The 12371-nt window shown below is 69.0% G+C and carries 19 protein-coding genes; 10 read left to right on the forward strand and 9 right to left on the reverse strand.

The features are described from left to right. The first annotated feature begins 276 nt into the window (after positions 1 to 276). Both B4E30_RS02550 and B4E30_RS02555 read left to right on the forward strand, forming a co-directional pair. Positions 277 to 849, forward strand: coding sequence for a putative glycolipid-binding domain-containing protein (locus tag B4E30_RS02550; RefSeq protein ID WP_286793347.1), 573 nt, complete (start codon positions 277 to 279; stop codon positions 847 to 849). Between the two features lie 59 nt (positions 850 to 908). After that, the gene (locus B4E30_RS02555) at positions 909 to 1292 is read left to right on the forward strand and encodes a VOC family protein (protein WP_286793348.1); all 384 of its coding nucleotides are present in this window, start codon (positions 909 to 911) and stop codon (positions 1290 to 1292) included. Between the two features lie 20 nt (positions 1293 to 1312). Here B4E30_RS02555 and B4E30_RS02560 read toward each other — a convergent pair whose 3' ends face one another. Continuing rightward, positions 1313 to 1723: an MBL fold metallo-hydrolase gene (locus B4E30_RS02560; RefSeq protein ID WP_349676940.1), complete on the reverse strand. Its 411-nt coding sequence runs from the start codon at positions 1721 to 1723 to the stop codon at positions 1313 to 1315. Positions 1724 to 1752: 29 nt separating this feature from the next. Beyond that, on the reverse strand, positions 1753 to 2313 hold the full coding sequence (locus tag B4E30_RS02565; RefSeq protein ID WP_286793349.1) for a TetR/AcrR family transcriptional regulator: 561 nt from the start codon (positions 2311 to 2313) through the stop codon (positions 1753 to 1755). A 72-nt stretch (positions 2314 to 2385) separates the two neighbouring features. Between B4E30_RS02565 and B4E30_RS02570 the strand changes: the two genes are divergently transcribed. Beyond that, entirely contained in the window at positions 2386 to 3303 is a 918-nt protein-coding gene (locus B4E30_RS02570) for an SDR family oxidoreductase (RefSeq protein WP_286793350.1), read from the forward strand. A 37-nt stretch (positions 3304 to 3340) separates the two neighbouring features. On the opposite strand, the gene ald is transcribed toward B4E30_RS02570, so the two are convergent. Then, on the reverse strand, positions 3341 to 4438 hold the full coding sequence (gene ald / locus B4E30_RS02575; RefSeq protein ID WP_286793351.1) for an alanine dehydrogenase: 1098 nt from the start codon (positions 4436 to 4438) through the stop codon (positions 3341 to 3343). A gap of 190 nt (positions 4439 to 4628) precedes the next feature. On the opposite strand from ald, the gene B4E30_RS02580 reads away from it, so the two are divergent. Then, positions 4629 to 5132: an Lrp/AsnC family transcriptional regulator gene (locus tag B4E30_RS02580; RefSeq protein WP_194384063.1), complete on the forward strand. Its 504-nt coding sequence runs from the start codon at positions 4629 to 4631 to the stop codon at positions 5130 to 5132. Between the two features lie 42 nt (positions 5133 to 5174). Here B4E30_RS02580 and B4E30_RS02585 read toward each other — a convergent pair whose 3' ends face one another. Genes B4E30_RS02585 through B4E30_RS02600 form a run of 4 tightly spaced genes read right to left on the reverse strand, consistent with a single transcriptional unit; the run spans position 5175 to position 6898 of the window. After that, a complete protein-coding gene (locus B4E30_RS02585) occupies positions 5175 to 6104 on the reverse strand; it encodes an NAD(P)/FAD-dependent oxidoreductase (RefSeq protein ID WP_286793352.1) in 930 nt (309 codons plus the stop codon). A gap of 43 nt (positions 6105 to 6147) precedes the next feature. Further along, complete coding sequence (locus tag B4E30_RS02590; protein WP_286793353.1) at positions 6148 to 6501, reverse strand: hypothetical protein; 354 nt, start codon at positions 6499 to 6501, stop codon at positions 6148 to 6150. Positions 6502 to 6530: 29 nt separating this feature from the next. Next, positions 6531 to 6704, reverse strand: a complete 174-nt coding sequence (locus tag B4E30_RS02595) for a hypothetical protein (RefSeq protein WP_286793354.1) — start codon at positions 6702 to 6704, stop codon at positions 6531 to 6533. Beyond that, the gene (locus B4E30_RS02600) at positions 6698 to 6898 is read right to left on the reverse strand and encodes a hypothetical protein (RefSeq protein WP_286793355.1); all 201 of its coding nucleotides are present in this window, start codon (positions 6896 to 6898) and stop codon (positions 6698 to 6700) included. The genes B4E30_RS02595 and B4E30_RS02600 overlap by 7 nt, the downstream gene beginning before the upstream one ends. 23 nt (positions 6899 to 6921) lie before the next feature. On the opposite strand from B4E30_RS02600, the gene B4E30_RS02605 reads away from it, so the two are divergent. Continuing rightward, on the forward strand, positions 6922 to 7659 hold the full coding sequence (locus B4E30_RS02605; RefSeq protein WP_286793356.1) for an SDR family NAD(P)-dependent oxidoreductase: 738 nt from the start codon (positions 6922 to 6924) through the stop codon (positions 7657 to 7659). Between the two features lie 36 nt (positions 7660 to 7695). Continuing rightward, positions 7696 to 8676 (forward strand): endonuclease/exonuclease/phosphatase family protein, encoded by a 981-nt coding sequence (locus B4E30_RS02610; RefSeq protein WP_286793357.1) that lies wholly within the window; start codon positions 7696 to 7698, stop codon positions 8674 to 8676. A 172-nt stretch (positions 8677 to 8848) separates the two neighbouring features. Here the strand turns inward: B4E30_RS02610 and B4E30_RS02615 are convergent, their stop codons facing one another. Beyond that, positions 8849 to 9145, reverse strand: coding sequence for a hypothetical protein (locus B4E30_RS02615; protein ID WP_286793358.1), 297 nt, complete (start codon positions 9143 to 9145; stop codon positions 8849 to 8851). A gap of 149 nt (positions 9146 to 9294) precedes the next feature. Here B4E30_RS02615 and B4E30_RS02620 point away from each other — a divergent pair, with 149 nt between their 5' ends. From B4E30_RS02620 to B4E30_RS02630, 3 genes are all read left to right on the forward strand, one after another. Next, positions 9295 to 10050 (forward strand): hypothetical protein, encoded by a 756-nt coding sequence (locus B4E30_RS02620; RefSeq protein WP_286793359.1) that lies wholly within the window; start codon positions 9295 to 9297, stop codon positions 10048 to 10050. Between the two features lie 101 nt (positions 10051 to 10151). Then, on the forward strand, positions 10152 to 10736 hold the full coding sequence (locus B4E30_RS02625; RefSeq protein WP_286793360.1) for a helix-turn-helix domain-containing protein: 585 nt from the start codon (positions 10152 to 10154) through the stop codon (positions 10734 to 10736). Then, positions 10727 to 11185 (forward strand): hypothetical protein, encoded by a 459-nt coding sequence (locus tag B4E30_RS02630; RefSeq protein ID WP_286793361.1) that lies wholly within the window; start codon positions 10727 to 10729, stop codon positions 11183 to 11185. The genes B4E30_RS02625 and B4E30_RS02630 overlap by 10 nt, the downstream gene beginning before the upstream one ends. A 64-nt stretch (positions 11186 to 11249) precedes the next feature. Here the strand turns inward: B4E30_RS02630 and B4E30_RS02635 are convergent, their stop codons facing one another. Further along, positions 11250 to 11621: a DUF2834 domain-containing protein gene (locus B4E30_RS02635; protein ID WP_286793362.1), complete on the reverse strand. Its 372-nt coding sequence runs from the start codon at positions 11619 to 11621 to the stop codon at positions 11250 to 11252. Between the two features lie 134 nt (positions 11622 to 11755). On the opposite strand from B4E30_RS02635, the gene B4E30_RS02640 reads away from it, so the two are divergent. Then, positions 11756 to 12214: a MarR family winged helix-turn-helix transcriptional regulator gene (locus B4E30_RS02640; protein ID WP_286793363.1), complete on the forward strand. Its 459-nt coding sequence runs from the start codon at positions 11756 to 11758 to the stop codon at positions 12212 to 12214. Positions 12215 to 12371 lie beyond the last annotated feature (157 nt).

Here is a 12371-nt window from a genome sequence, read left to right on the forward strand (position 1 = left end):
GGAACGAAACCCAGGGCGATTCAGGATGGTGTGGAACCGCCCCGTGCCGCAACTCAGGCTGGGACGACCTTGGGACCGTCGCCGCGCACCGAATCCGCTGTCTCAGCCTGAGTTGGTGCACCAGGGGGCGCCCTGACCGGCTCCGCAGCGGCCTGACCGGCACGGGACAGCGCCCTGAGTGGCTGTTCCGCGGGAGCGGCGGCGCACGAGGGCGACTCCAGTCGCAATGCCGGCCCGCCGCTTTCGTTCCGGCGAGCGCGCGGATACGTTCTCGTCATGGATCTGCGGGAGCCGCCGGTGAGCGGGAGCTGGCGACACGCGCACGGGTTCGAGGTCGCGTTCTTCTCCGACGCGGGTGCGGGTCACCGCATGTGGGGGCACACCGCCGCCCGTGACGGTGAGGAGCTCTGGTCGGTCGGGTACGACATCGAGACAGACGCAGGGTGGCGAACGATCGGTGCGCACGCGTCGGCCACGGCGCCTGAAGGCATGTGTGAGGTGTCGCTGCAGCGAGATCACCAGACCGGCTGGACGGTGGATGGTCACCATCGACCCGACCTCCAGGACTGTGTCGACATCGACATCGAGTCGTCGGCCGTGACGAACACCCTCCCCCTCCACCGACTCGACTTCACGGTCGGAACCGTCGTCGAGGTTCCCGCGGCGTTCGTGCGCGCCGGTGACCTTCGGGTGGAGCGGCTGGAGCAGCGCTACACGCTCTTGAGCGCCTCTCCCGAGGGATTCCGGTTCCACTACGAGTCGTCGACTTTCGGGGTCGTCTGCGACCTCGACGTCGATTCGGCCGGCCTCATCGTCGACTACCCCGGCATCGCACGGCGGGATCGCTGACCTGGAGGGGCCACCATGCACCCCTTGGCCGCTTGCGGGACGGGGAGGAGGATGACGCCATGCTGAGCATCGGGACGATCGTGCTGACCGTCGAGGACATCGTCCGCGCGGGCGACTTCTGGCGGGCCGCACTGGGATACGTGAATCGGAACGAGCCGTCCGAGGACTGGGTCATCCTCGACCCCGCGGACAAGTCCGGGTGGGATGGACCCGGCACGAGCATCGCCCTGTCCGTGACCGGATACCCCCAGCACTACCCGCCCCGCATCCACCTCGATCTCTATGCACAGGATCAGGGAGCGGAGATCCGGCGACTCCTCGCGCTGGGCGCACACGAGGTGGACTGGCACGGCTACCCGCCCGACGCCGACTACGTCGTACTCGAGGACACCGAAGGCAACCGATTCTGCGTCGTCGACGTCGGCGACCGTCCCGCACCCTGACGGTTCAGCAAGTGGAGCCGCTACGCCCCGGCGGCGGCTCGCACGGCCTCGACGGCGACCGAGGGTGACCCACGGAAGGCCGGGCCGTGTCCCGGGAGCACCCAATCCGCGTCCAGCCCGGCGATGCGGTCGAGGGACGCGAGCGCCCCGGCGGGGTCGTCGGTGAACGGCGCCGGGCCGGGACCGGTGCGACCGGTGAGCACGTGCCGTGTCGGGAGTGCGTCGACGACGAACACGGCGCGCGCGTCGGGCGAGAAGACGGCGATGCTGCCGGGGGAGTGACCGGGCATGCCGATCACCCGTGGGTTGCCCGGAAGCTCGAGGATGTCGCCGTCGGCGACCTCGCTCACCTCGCGCCGGAGCCGGACCCCACCCGACGCGATCGATAGCCACTGTGTCGCGCGGGAACCCCGCACCCCGTCGGCACGCACCCCGCCATCGACGCCCCGACGGCAGCGGTTCAGCGCGCTGCGGCGCGCAACTCGGCGAGAACGTCGACCGCCAGAGCCCCGAGGTCGGAGTCGTCGTCGGCGGTGACCCAGCGCGAGAAGGCGTGGGAGAACGCCACCGTGCCGAGCTCAGCGGTGAGCCGCGACGTCGCATCCGCGACACCGCGTGCGCGCAGCGCGGCGGCGATCGCCTCGGTGAGATGCAGCCTCTTGATCTGCTCCCGCTCCTGGAGTTCGGGGTTCGCGTCGATGATCCGCTGGCGGACACCGGCATAGCGGTGGCGACCGACGAAGAAGCCGCCGGCGGCGCGCAGAGCCTCGGCGACGGCATCCAGCGGCTTCGCGTCGGCGGGGGCCGCCGCGACGGCGTCGGTGAACACATGGTTGTAGGCCTCGGGATCGCCGAAGAGCACCTCGCGCTTATCGGAGAAGTGACGGAAGTAGGTTCGCTCGGTCACCCCGGCGCGTGCGGCGATCTCAGCGACCGTCGTCGCCTCGTAGCCCCGATCCAGAAACAGCTCAGCGGCGGCCGCGACGAGGCGCTCCCGCGCCCCCGGTTCCCATCGACCCATGGGCCCAGCGTAGTGGTGACAGACACTGACATCACGCGTATGTTGATGTCAGTTTCTGACATTGGAGGATTCATGAAGATTTTCATCACCGGAGCGAGCGGTCACATCGGGTCACTCGTCACCGCCGAGCTCATCGGCGCGGGGCATCAGGTCGTCGGATTGTCCCGAACGGACGCGGGAGCCCAGCGGCTCGCCGCCCTAGGGGCCGAACCCGTCGTCGGCACCATGGACGACACCGCGCGCCTCGCCGAACTCGCCGCCGCGTCGGATGGCGTGGTGAACCTCGCGTTCGCCCACGACGGCGGAGACTTCGCCGCGGCGATCGCGGCCGACCGCGCCCTGATCGAAGCACTCGGCGCGGCCCTCGAGCACACCGGCAAGCCGTTGCTGGCGGCGTCGGGCACCATGATGCTGGTGGGATCGGTTCCCCCCGGCGACGTCGGCTCCGAAGACACGGTCATCGACCCGACGCGGGCCGGCAACCCTCGAGCCATGACCGACGGGATCCTGCGGAACCTCGCGGCCCGCGGCGTTCGCAGCGCGGCGCTGCGCCTGTCTCCCACCGTGCACGGGCCCCGTGATCATCACGGGTTCATCCCGTCCCTGATCGCCGCAGCGCGACAGCAGGGCAGCTTCGGCTACGTCGGAGACGGCCTCAACCGATGGCCGGCTGTACACAATCTGGACGTTTCTCGCGCCATCCGTCTCGCGCTGGAGAAGGACGACCTGCCGGCCGGCATCCCGCTGCACCTCACCGCCGAGGAGGGAATACCCTTCCGGCGGATCGCCGAAGCGATCGGCCGCGGTGTCAACGTGCCCGTGGAAAGCGTCGCCCCCGAGGTCGCCGCCGAGCGGTACGGTTTCGTCGGAAACTTCATCGGGGTCGACAACCCCACCTCGAGCGCGCAGACGCAGGAACTCCTGGGATGGGAACCCACGGAGCAGACCCTTCTCGAAGACCTCGACGAAGGGTTCTACTTTCGACGCTGACGGAGCAGATCCGGATGCAGCCGGCCCGCCTCCCGGGTCAGTCGGCGTGGGCGTAGCCGAGCGCCGCGGCCACGCCGACGTTGACGACCTCGCCGCCACGCACGTTGAGGCCCTTCGCCAGTGACGGGTCGGCTGCGGCCGCGGCATCCCACCCCCGGTCAGCGAGCGCTGCGACGTATGGGAGCGTGGCGTTGGTGAGCGCGCGGGTCGAGGTCTCAGGGACCGCGCCCGGCATGTTGGCGACGCAGTAGTAGAGTGCGTCGTGCACGGCGAACGTCGGTGCGTCGTGAGTGGTGGCGTGCGAACCTTCGAAGCAGCCACCCTGGTCGATCGCGATGTCGACGAGCAGAGACCCGGGCTTCATGCCCGCGACCATGTCGTCTGTCACGAGCTTGGGGGCCGCGGCGCCCGGGATCAGAACGGACCCGATCACGAGGTCGGCGCTCTGGAGAGCCTCGGCGATCGCGTAGCGCGTGGACGCACCGGTCTGCAGGGCGTTGCCGTAGCGGTGCTCGAGCTCGCGCAGTCGCGCCAGGTTGACGTCGAGAACGGTGACCTGCGCACCGAGGCCGATCGCATTCGCGGCGGCGTGCTCGCCGGCCACTCCGCCACCGATCACGACCACCTGCGCGCGCCGGGTGCCGGCGACTCCACCGAGCAGCATCCCGCGGCCACCCTGTGCGCTCATGAGGTGGTACGAGCCGACGGCGATCGACAGCCGCCCGGCGACCTCGCTCATGGGTGTCAGCAACGGCAGCGAGCGGTCGGGCAGCTGAACCGTCTCGTAGGCGATGGCCGTGGCACCGGATGCGACGATCGCCTCGGTGAGCGGGCGATCGGCGGCGAGGTGCAGATACGTGAACAGGGTCAGGTCGGGCCGGAGATGGGCATACTCGGCGGCGATCGGCTCTTTCACCTTCACCAGCAGGTCGGCGCCATCCCAGACCTCGGCGGGGTCCGGCACGATCACGGCGCCGGCGGCGGCATAGTCCTCGTCGTCGATGCGCGAGCCCGCCCCCGCACCGGCCTGCACGAGCACCTCGTGCCCGCGGCGGGCGAGCTCGTCGACGCCGGCCGGGGTGATCGCGACGCGGTTCTCGTTGTTCTTGATCTCCGTGGGGATGCCGATGCGCATGTCGTTACTCCTGAGTGACGAGGAAAGGACGGCCGTACTCTTCGATGATCGCCGGATGTTCGTTACAGTGGGATTTCCTCCGAAGATACTTCCGCGATGCGTGGCCGAATGACCGCACGGGCGGCACGAAGAGCACATCGGTGACCGTGCGACGAAAGCATCTTCGCAGGCTCCGACGAAAGGATCGGATATGCCCGGGCCGCAGCGTGACATCCGCGTGAAAGAGGTCGCCGACCTCGACGCCGTCGACAGGCAGATCATCGCGATCCTGTCCCGCGACGGCCGCACCACCAACGCCGACCTCGCCGCGTCGCTGGGCGTCGCCCCGTCGACGGCTCACACCCGGATGCGCTCCCTCGTCGATCGCGGCATCATCACCGGCTTCCACGCCAGCGTGGATCACCAGCGACTCGGCCGAGGTCTGCAGGCCATGATCGGGGTGGCGCTGCGCCCGGGCGCCCGCCACGACAGCATCGTGGCGTTCGCCGACGAGGTGCGCAAGCTGCCGCAGGTCGTCCAGTTGTTCTTCGTCGGCGGCGTCGACGACTTCATGGTGCACATCGCCGTCGCGGACGCCTCGGAAGTGCGCGAGTTCGTCGTTGAGCACCTGTCCGCGCAGCAGTCGGTCGCCACGACCCGCACGAGCATCGTCTTCGAATACCACCGCAACGCCGTTGCGGCATCCTTCCGCTGAGACCTCGCGACCGAGGAGTCGCGTCGCCGAGCGAGGGATGCGTCAGGCGGCGGCGAGCGCGAGGCCGAGGGCGTGACCGGAGCTCCACGCGGTGCGGACGGCCGGGCTGTCGCCCCACGCGTCGCCGCATGCGGACAGGCCGGGACCGCGGAAGTACGACGCACCGGCCGTCTGAGCGGGTCGGGCGAACCTCCAGCGGTGGGCGAAGGTCTCTTCGGGCTCGGTGTGGATGCCCAGCAGGTGCCGGGTGGCGGCGACGACAGCGGGGACCGCGGTCGCCGGCTCGTCGAGATGCTGCCGCGCACGCTGTGCCGTCGTATGCACCACGAGCACGGGCGCCGCGTCGCCCCGGCGGTCGCCGTCGTCGGCGATGAAGGACACGTCGGGGTGCTCGTCGACGAACGCGCCGTGCAGGTCCCCCGGCCACTGCCGGCGGTCCCATCGCAGGGCGACGGCGATGACCGGCTCCCACTCCAGGTCGGCGCCGGGTGCGGCGCCGGTGAGGCGGGCCGCCTGCGGGCCGGGCATGGCGAGCACGACCTCACCGGCATCCTGCCAGTCGACGCGGTAGGGCTCGACACGTTCGATCGTGCGGTCCAGGTGCACATCCAGGCCGTCCGCAAGGTCAGCCGCGAGCGATCGCAGACCTCGCGGCGCGGCCCAGCGGATCGGCCCGGGCTTCTGCGTCTGCGACCCGTCGGCGCCGATCACGACGAACGTGTCGGTCCACGGGCGCGCAAGTCCACGTTCCTGCCACCCGGCGACGACCGCTTCGAAGGGCGCAGAGTCGCCGACGACGAAGTACGACGCGCCGTGGTCGACGGGGCGCCCCCAGAGCGTGCGGCTCGCCAGGCGGCCGCCGACGCGGCGCCCCCGGTCGAGAACCCGCACCGAGAGTCCCGCGGCGGTTGCCGCCCGTGCGCACGCGAGACCCGAGATCCCCCCACCGACTACCGTCACGTCGACTGCCATGCACCCATCCTTGCGTGCGGCGATCTACCGAGGCGCCGCACGATCAGCGCGACAGCGGACGGAGCTGGTCTTCTGCGACCGGAAACGCCACGGGGTAGGAGACCTGGGTGGCATTCATGTCGCCCCAGTCCTCCTTCTTCACTCGGATCGCCGAGGGGGACACCTCCGCGATCCGCACGCGTAGCCAGGAGCCGTCCTCGAGACGCAGTTCGTGCGGGTCGGCGAGATACCCCAGACCAAGTTCGTCGAGAGTCTCTTCCGCGGTGATCCAGTCCACCACGCCTGTCCGCGGCCGCCCGAGCAGATCGATGGCGATGAAACCGTCGTCGAGGGGCTTCATCCACCCGACCCTCTCTCCGTCGTCGGAGCGTCGGTGTTCGATCCAGTCCGGTTCCATGCGCCCAGGGTAGCGACCGCCCCAACCCGTCATCCTGCCGGCGAGATGAGGTCCACGAGCCCGCCCGCCGGGAGAGCGATCCAACCCTCGCGCTCGGCCCGCTCCTGGTGCTCCGGCGCGGGGGCGTCGAATCGACCGAGCAGGGCCGCACGTGCGGCGAGCGCCGCGACGACCGCATCGAGCGCGTCGCCCGAGCTCACCATGAGCTCAACGGGATCCCCGAGATCGAGCCAACATGCAGCGTGCTGCAGGCGAGCGACGAGCGGTCGACCGTGCCGCCCTTGTCGGCGATTCGTCCGAGCAGTCCGGCGCAGCGCATGGCCGTCAGCCCGAGACGATCCGTCGACACGCTCAGGGGCCACCGTCCGGTTCGCTTGTGGATGTGCTCTGCGATCATGGCTTGCAATGGACACCTCGCCGATGAAACCCCGTGACCGCGCGACTGTCGCGCTGGTGACGGGTGCGGGGCGCGGGATCGGAGCGGCGATCGCGCGTGCGTTATCCGAGCTCGAGTATGGGGTCATCGTCACGGATGCCGTCGAGCGTCGAGCAGAGGCGGTGGCGTCTTCCCTCAAGGCTGAGTCCGCGGGTTTGGATGTCACCGACGAGCGGCAGTGGAAGGCGGTCGTTGCCGCGACGGAGCGACGCCATGGCGGCATCGACGTTCTCGTGAACAACGCCGGGGTCGGGTTCGCCGCGGCCCTCGATCGCACGTCGCGTGAGAAGTGGGACGGCGTGCTCGCCACGAACCTCACCGGTCCGTTTCTCGGGTGCAAGACCGTCGCTCCTGTCATGAAGCGCCGCGGGGGCGGGGTGATCGTCAACGTGTCCTCCATCGACGCCATTCGCGGCCGAGAGGGCTTGCACGCCTATGCGGCGTCGAAGGCGGGCTTGCGCGGTCTGGGTCAGTCGCTCGCGGTCGAGTTGGCGGCAGACGGAATCCGCGTCAACACGGTTCTGCCGGGGCTCGTGCCGACGTCGATGACGTCGCGCGTAGATCCCGGCTCCTTCGACATTCCGCTCGGCCGTCCGGCGGATCCCAAGGAGATCGCGCAGGTCGTCGCCTTCCTCGCTTCGCCGGGCGCGAGCTACGTCGCCGGCGCAGAAGTCGTCGTTGACGGCGCTCTGACGGCACGGATTCCCCGAAGCGGCGCTTGACGACGCCCTACGGGTCCGGGTGACAGGATGAGGGCGATGGCCAGCGAGCAGGGACGACGCATCGTCCGCCGCAGAACCCGGCGACAGGTGATCGTCTGGACAGCCGTCGCGGTGACTCTCTCCCTCGTCGCTGCGGTGCTGCCCTATCTCGAGATTCGCGGAGTGGCCGCGATTCCGGTGCTTCAAGCGCTCGTTCCGCTCGGAGCAGTTGCCCTGCTGCTGTTCGCGTTGACGTCGATGGTTTTTCGGCTGTGGGCGGCCGCGTTGGTCTTCATCATCGGCGCCGCGATCAGCGGCATCCCGACCCTCACCCCGATTCGCGAGGCACAGATGTGCGAGGCCGGAACTCCCCTGACCGTGTTGTCCTTCAACGCGAAGCTCTCAGGCGCCGATCCTGCCGCGCTGTCCGAGCTCATCCGTGCCACTCGACCGGATGCCGTCGTTCTGCTCGAGACGAATGAAGCGCTCATCGACGCGGTGCTCATCCAGAACGACCTGGCCGACATGTTGCCCCACCGCACCCGTGAGGTGACCCAGGGCCAGGCGAGCGGAAGCGTGATCCTCTCTGCGTATCCGCTGTCGCTGGAGGAGGACGTCCCCGGGAGTGAGTTCGACCAGGTCAGCGCCGTCGCGACGATGCCGGGTGCCGTCGACGTGAGGTTGGCCGCGGTGCATCCGCCGCCACCGGTCTGGCAGCCGAACGGCTGGCTCAGTGGCCTCGACGACATCACCGCGTGGGTGGATCAGGCCCCCGATGACCGACTCATCGTCGCCGGTGATTTCAACGCCTCGTTCGCTCACCCGGCGCTTCGTCGCCTCGCGTCAGGTCTCCGCACCGGCGCCGAAGCGGCGGGCCCGATCCCCTGGCCCACCTGGCCGGAAGGCAGACTGGTGCCGGCGTTCACGGCGATCGACCACGTGTTCGCGAGGGATGCCGCACCCACCGACTGGCACAGTTACGCCGTCGACGGCAGTGACCATCGCGCTGTCGTCGCTCGGTGGAGTCTCTGCGCGTGACGCGCGACCGCGAAGGCAGACGCCTTTAGCGGCTCTCGGAGCTCAGCCGGCCGGAGTCGCCTCCGCCTCCACAACTTCGACCACCTCGCCGCCTGAGCCGACCGCGGTGAGCGTGAAGCGGGCCGTCTGAGCGCCGCAGCGTTCGGCAACGTCCGACAGGGGCACCTCGTCGTCACCCCACGTACCCGCAAGACGCGCGGTGTCCGCGTCGCTCGCCGATCAGGTGATCCGGTAGAGGAACGGTGTCTCGTCGGGGCATCCGTCGACCCCGATCCATACAGCTGAGAGCCGAACGGTCGGAGCCGGCGACTCCGGTTGCGGCGTCTGCGGGGCTGGTTCGCTCGGCGCAAGGGGCGGCGCTTTCGTTGGCGTAGGCGAGGACGGCACGGGCGTAGCCGTCGGACGGAATGGGGTCGGTGTCGGCGAAACGGTGGCCGAGGGCGGTGGCCGAGGTGAGTGTGGCGTTCATGATCGTCTCCTTGTCAGGTGACGGGGCGGCTTCTCCGCTCCCGTTCACCAGGCCTGACGATCGACGGACGTCGCTCTTACAGGTTCGGCACGACGACTTTCTTCACAATCAGGATCAGCGGCTCGTCGTGCTCCCGTACGTTGGACGTCATGAACCTCGCTGGGAAGTTCACCGTGGGGGCTACCGTCGTCATCGTCGGTGGTCTCGTCGCCCTCGCCGCCCCCGCGGTCGCGGGCGTGCACGCCGAGCTGTCATCCTGGGCGATCTTCACACCGACAGACGACTCGCACGACGAGCGCGAGACCGATGTCGACCCGGGCGGAGCGGCAGTCGATGAGCTCGGCGACGGGTACGTCGATGTCGGACACGGCATCGCCATTCCGAGGAACAGCCCACCCGGATGCGATGAGCCGGCGTGGCTGCACCTGGGTGCGATGAGCGCGAGCCTGAGCGGAGAGCTCGTAGACCGAGGAGCACGCGACTTCGCCGAGGGAAGTGCCATCCTGGATCCTGAGGGACGAGTCGTTTCCTATTCGGTCGCTCCGGGTGACGCGCTCTCGGCGATCGGTGAGAGATTCTGCCTCGCCAACGCGGGGACGATCGCGACGCTCAATCACACTCGGACCATTCACCCGGGAGACACACTGCTGCTTCACCCCAACGCATCTCTCCCCTGGATTCCGTATTTCAACCCTGCAGACGCGCCCGGCGGTTACCAACAAGTCCCCTATCAGCGCGCGATCGAGGCAATGAGCGAAGCCGCGCACGCGGGCGACCTCGACGCCATGCGCGCGATCTTCACCGACGACCTCGCCGGCCTGTTCCCCGACCCCGCTGATGCAGAGTTGATCGCGGATGCGCTCGCCGTGGGCGACCTGGGCGTTCTTCGCCAGATGTTCGCGTAACTCGCTTGGGATGCGACGAGAGTTCCGGTCGGGATCGGCCGTTCCTCGTCGGCGTCGGCGACGATTGACCTATCGATAAGTTGGATATTAATATCCGATTTATGAGAACTGAGGCACCGCTTCTCGCTCCGATCTTCCGGTCGGAGGGCCAAGCCCGCCTGCTCTCGGTCGTGATCCTGAGCGACGAGGAGGTCAGCCTGACTGAGCTCGCATCGCGGGCCAACCTGGCCTATCCCACGGCGCACCGCGAAGTCGCACGCCTGCTCGACGCCGGCATCCTCACCCAGCGGCACGCTGGTCGTACACGCTTGATTCGCGCCAGCACCGCGAGCCCCCTGGTCCCGCCGCTCCGCGAGATCCTCCTCATCGCCACCGGGCCGGCCGCTCTCCTGGCCGAGGAGTTCGCGCGGATCGATGGGATCGAGGCGGCATTCCTCTACGGCTCGTTCGCCGCCCGGATGCGCGGCATCGAGGGGACCGCTCCGAACGACGTCGACGTCATGGTGATCGGGTCACCGGAGCCGGATTCGGTGTACGGCGCGTGCGACCGAGTCGAGGAGCTGGTGCATCGACCAGTCAACCCGACGATTCTCTCTCCCGAGGAAGCGCAGGAGGATTCCGGGTTCCTCGACCAGGTGCGGAACAGCCCGATCGTGCCGATCATCGGCGGTGAGCAATGGCCGTGACGCCCCTCACTGCCGCGCAGCAGGAGGCAGTTGATGCGCTGGTCGCCGGTCGGCGGATCGATCAGGTTCCAGCCGACGAGGCGCGAGCGAGGGCATTCCTCGCCGCATCCGCCGATCGGATCAGTCAGCTTCGGCTCCTGACGAGCGCCGGGGTGAAGTACGACATCGCGTACGACGCCGCGCACGACATTGGCGAAGCGCTTCTCGCAGCTCACGGCTATCGCACCACCAACGGGCCGGGTCAGCACGAGGCGCTCGGACGATTCCTTCGGGCCGTACTGGACACGCCGCCGGGTGACGTCGCTGCACGTCGCTTCGACCGCTTGCGTCGTACCCGAAATCAGAGCCACTATGCCGCGAAGCCCGTCGGCACCGCTGACGCCGACGGCGCCGAACGCGTAGCCCGCGAGCTCCACGACGCTGCCCTCAGCCGCGGCGTCGGAGCATGAGCGGAGGCCGATGCTGATCGCGCTTGACGCCCCGATGTCGATCCATCGCCCCGCCGGGTCCGGCTCACACCGCGCCGGCGGATGCAGCTCCGTCGCCGTCGCTCTCCGCACGCCGGGTCGCGAGCCGGCGCTCGCGCATCGCGAGCCACAGCGGAAAGGTGAACGCGAACGCCGTCAGCGCCGAGCCGATGATGTACAGCCACGCGAAGCGCATCCCGATCCGGCGCGACTCCACGACGATCAGGATGCTGCCTGCCACGGCAACGAACAGCAGGTCGTTCGTGATCGACGACACCGCAGGCCCGCTCGAGACGAGGTCGCCGATGAAGTCGTTCCCCTCGGCGATCGCGATCGCGTTGAAGGTCCAGGTGACGATAAGACCGGCAACCGCGAGAACGAGGTAGACGACGGCGAGCGGAGTCCAGTGACGGGTCATGCGCCCAGTGTGGCGGTCGGGTCGGTCACGACAACGGATGCCACGACCGCGCGTCGTGACGGACAGGCAGCGACGGGAGGCGGCGCACGGAAGTCCGTTGACAGGACCCATCCGATATTGTTAAGTCCTTAACTATGAGGGATGACGAAGCGCAACGGGCGCAACACCTTGCGCTGACTCTTCACCGCGCCACAGCGCTCGTGGACCGCGTCGCCGATACGTACCTCCGGCCTGCTCACGGCATCGGCATCTCGGCGTTCGCTGCGCTTGTCACGATCGACGCCCTTCAGCCGGCGCGACAGAGCGAGATCGCGCGGGGGCTCGACATCTCACGCGCGGCCGTGACCCAGCAGCTCGGCGGCCTCACCGCGCGAGGACTCATCGCGATCGAACCGGATGCCGCGGACAGTCGCGCTAACCGCGTTCGCCTGACTCCTGCCGGTGGGCGACTGCTCGCTGCCGCCTGGGAGGGCCTGGCCAGGCAGGACGACGGCGTGGAGGACGGAGTCGACCTCGACGCGCTGCAGTCGGCGCTGGACACTCTGATCGCAAACGCCACCCGCTACCTCGATGGCGTGGAGGCGACGCGATGAGCGAAGCGGCGACTGTCGTCGCGGCCACGGTGGCGATCGTCGTGCTCGCAGCGCTGGCGGTGCTGCAGGTCCTCGTCGCGCTGGGCCGCCCGTACGGACGCCTGGTCTGGGGCGGTCAGCACCGCATCCTTCCTCGGCGCCTGCGGATCGGCAGCGC

This window comes from Microbacterium sp. UBA3394 (genome assembly GCF_002358725.1).
GTDB classification, from domain to species: Bacteria; Actinomycetota; Actinomycetes; order Actinomycetales; family Microbacteriaceae; genus Microbacterium; species Microbacterium luteum.

Excerpts from the sequence above, each read along its gene's own strand:
- B4E30_RS02625 (WP_286793360.1), top strand. The coding sequence starts at position 10,152 with ATGAGAACTGAGGCACCGCTTCTCGCTCCGATCTTCCGGTCGGAGGGC.
- B4E30_RS02590 (WP_286793353.1), bottom strand. The coding sequence starts at position 6,501 with ATGGAACCGGACTGGATCGAACACCGACGCTCCGACGACGGAGAGAGG.
- B4E30_RS02550 (WP_286793347.1), top strand. The coding sequence starts at position 277 with ATGGATCTGCGGGAGCCGCCGGTGAGCGGGAGCTGGCGACACGCGCAC.
- B4E30_RS02565 (WP_286793349.1), bottom strand. The coding sequence starts at position 2,313 with ATGGGTCGATGGGAACCGGGGGCGCGGGAGCGCCTCGTCGCGGCCGCC.
- B4E30_RS02635 (WP_286793362.1), bottom strand. The coding sequence starts at position 11,621 with ATGACCCGTCACTGGACTCCGCTCGCCGTCGTCTACCTCGTTCTCGCG.
- B4E30_RS02595 (WP_286793354.1), bottom strand. The coding sequence starts at position 6,704 with ATGGTGAGCTCGGGCGACGCGCTCGATGCGGTCGTCGCGGCGCTCGCC.
- B4E30_RS02570 (WP_286793350.1), top strand. The coding sequence starts at position 2,386 with ATGAAGATTTTCATCACCGGAGCGAGCGGTCACATCGGGTCACTCGTC.
- B4E30_RS02640 (WP_286793363.1), top strand. The coding sequence starts at position 11,756 with ATGAGGGATGACGAAGCGCAACGGGCGCAACACCTTGCGCTGACTCTT.
- B4E30_RS02615 (WP_286793358.1), bottom strand. The coding sequence starts at position 9,145 with ATGAACGCCACACTCACCTCGGCCACCGCCCTCGGCCACCGTTTCGCC.
- B4E30_RS02630 (WP_286793361.1), top strand. The coding sequence starts at position 10,727 with ATGGCCGTGACGCCCCTCACTGCCGCGCAGCAGGAGGCAGTTGATGCG.
- ald (WP_286793351.1), bottom strand. The coding sequence starts at position 4,438 with ATGCGCATCGGCATCCCCACGGAGATCAAGAACAACGAGAACCGCGTC.
- B4E30_RS02610 (WP_286793357.1), top strand. The coding sequence starts at position 7,696 with ATGGCCAGCGAGCAGGGACGACGCATCGTCCGCCGCAGAACCCGGCGA.
- B4E30_RS02585 (WP_286793352.1), bottom strand. The coding sequence starts at position 6,104 with ATGGCAGTCGACGTGACGGTAGTCGGTGGGGGGATCTCGGGTCTCGCG.
- B4E30_RS02580 (WP_194384063.1), top strand. The coding sequence starts at position 4,629 with ATGCCCGGGCCGCAGCGTGACATCCGCGTGAAAGAGGTCGCCGACCTC.
- B4E30_RS02605 (WP_286793356.1), top strand. The coding sequence starts at position 6,922 with ATGAAACCCCGTGACCGCGCGACTGTCGCGCTGGTGACGGGTGCGGGG.
- B4E30_RS02600 (WP_286793355.1), bottom strand. The coding sequence starts at position 6,898 with ATGATCGCAGAGCACATCCACAAGCGAACCGGACGGTGGCCCCTGAGC.
- B4E30_RS02555 (WP_286793348.1), top strand. The coding sequence starts at position 909 with ATGCTGAGCATCGGGACGATCGTGCTGACCGTCGAGGACATCGTCCGC.
- B4E30_RS02620 (WP_286793359.1), top strand. The coding sequence starts at position 9,295 with ATGAACCTCGCTGGGAAGTTCACCGTGGGGGCTACCGTCGTCATCGTC.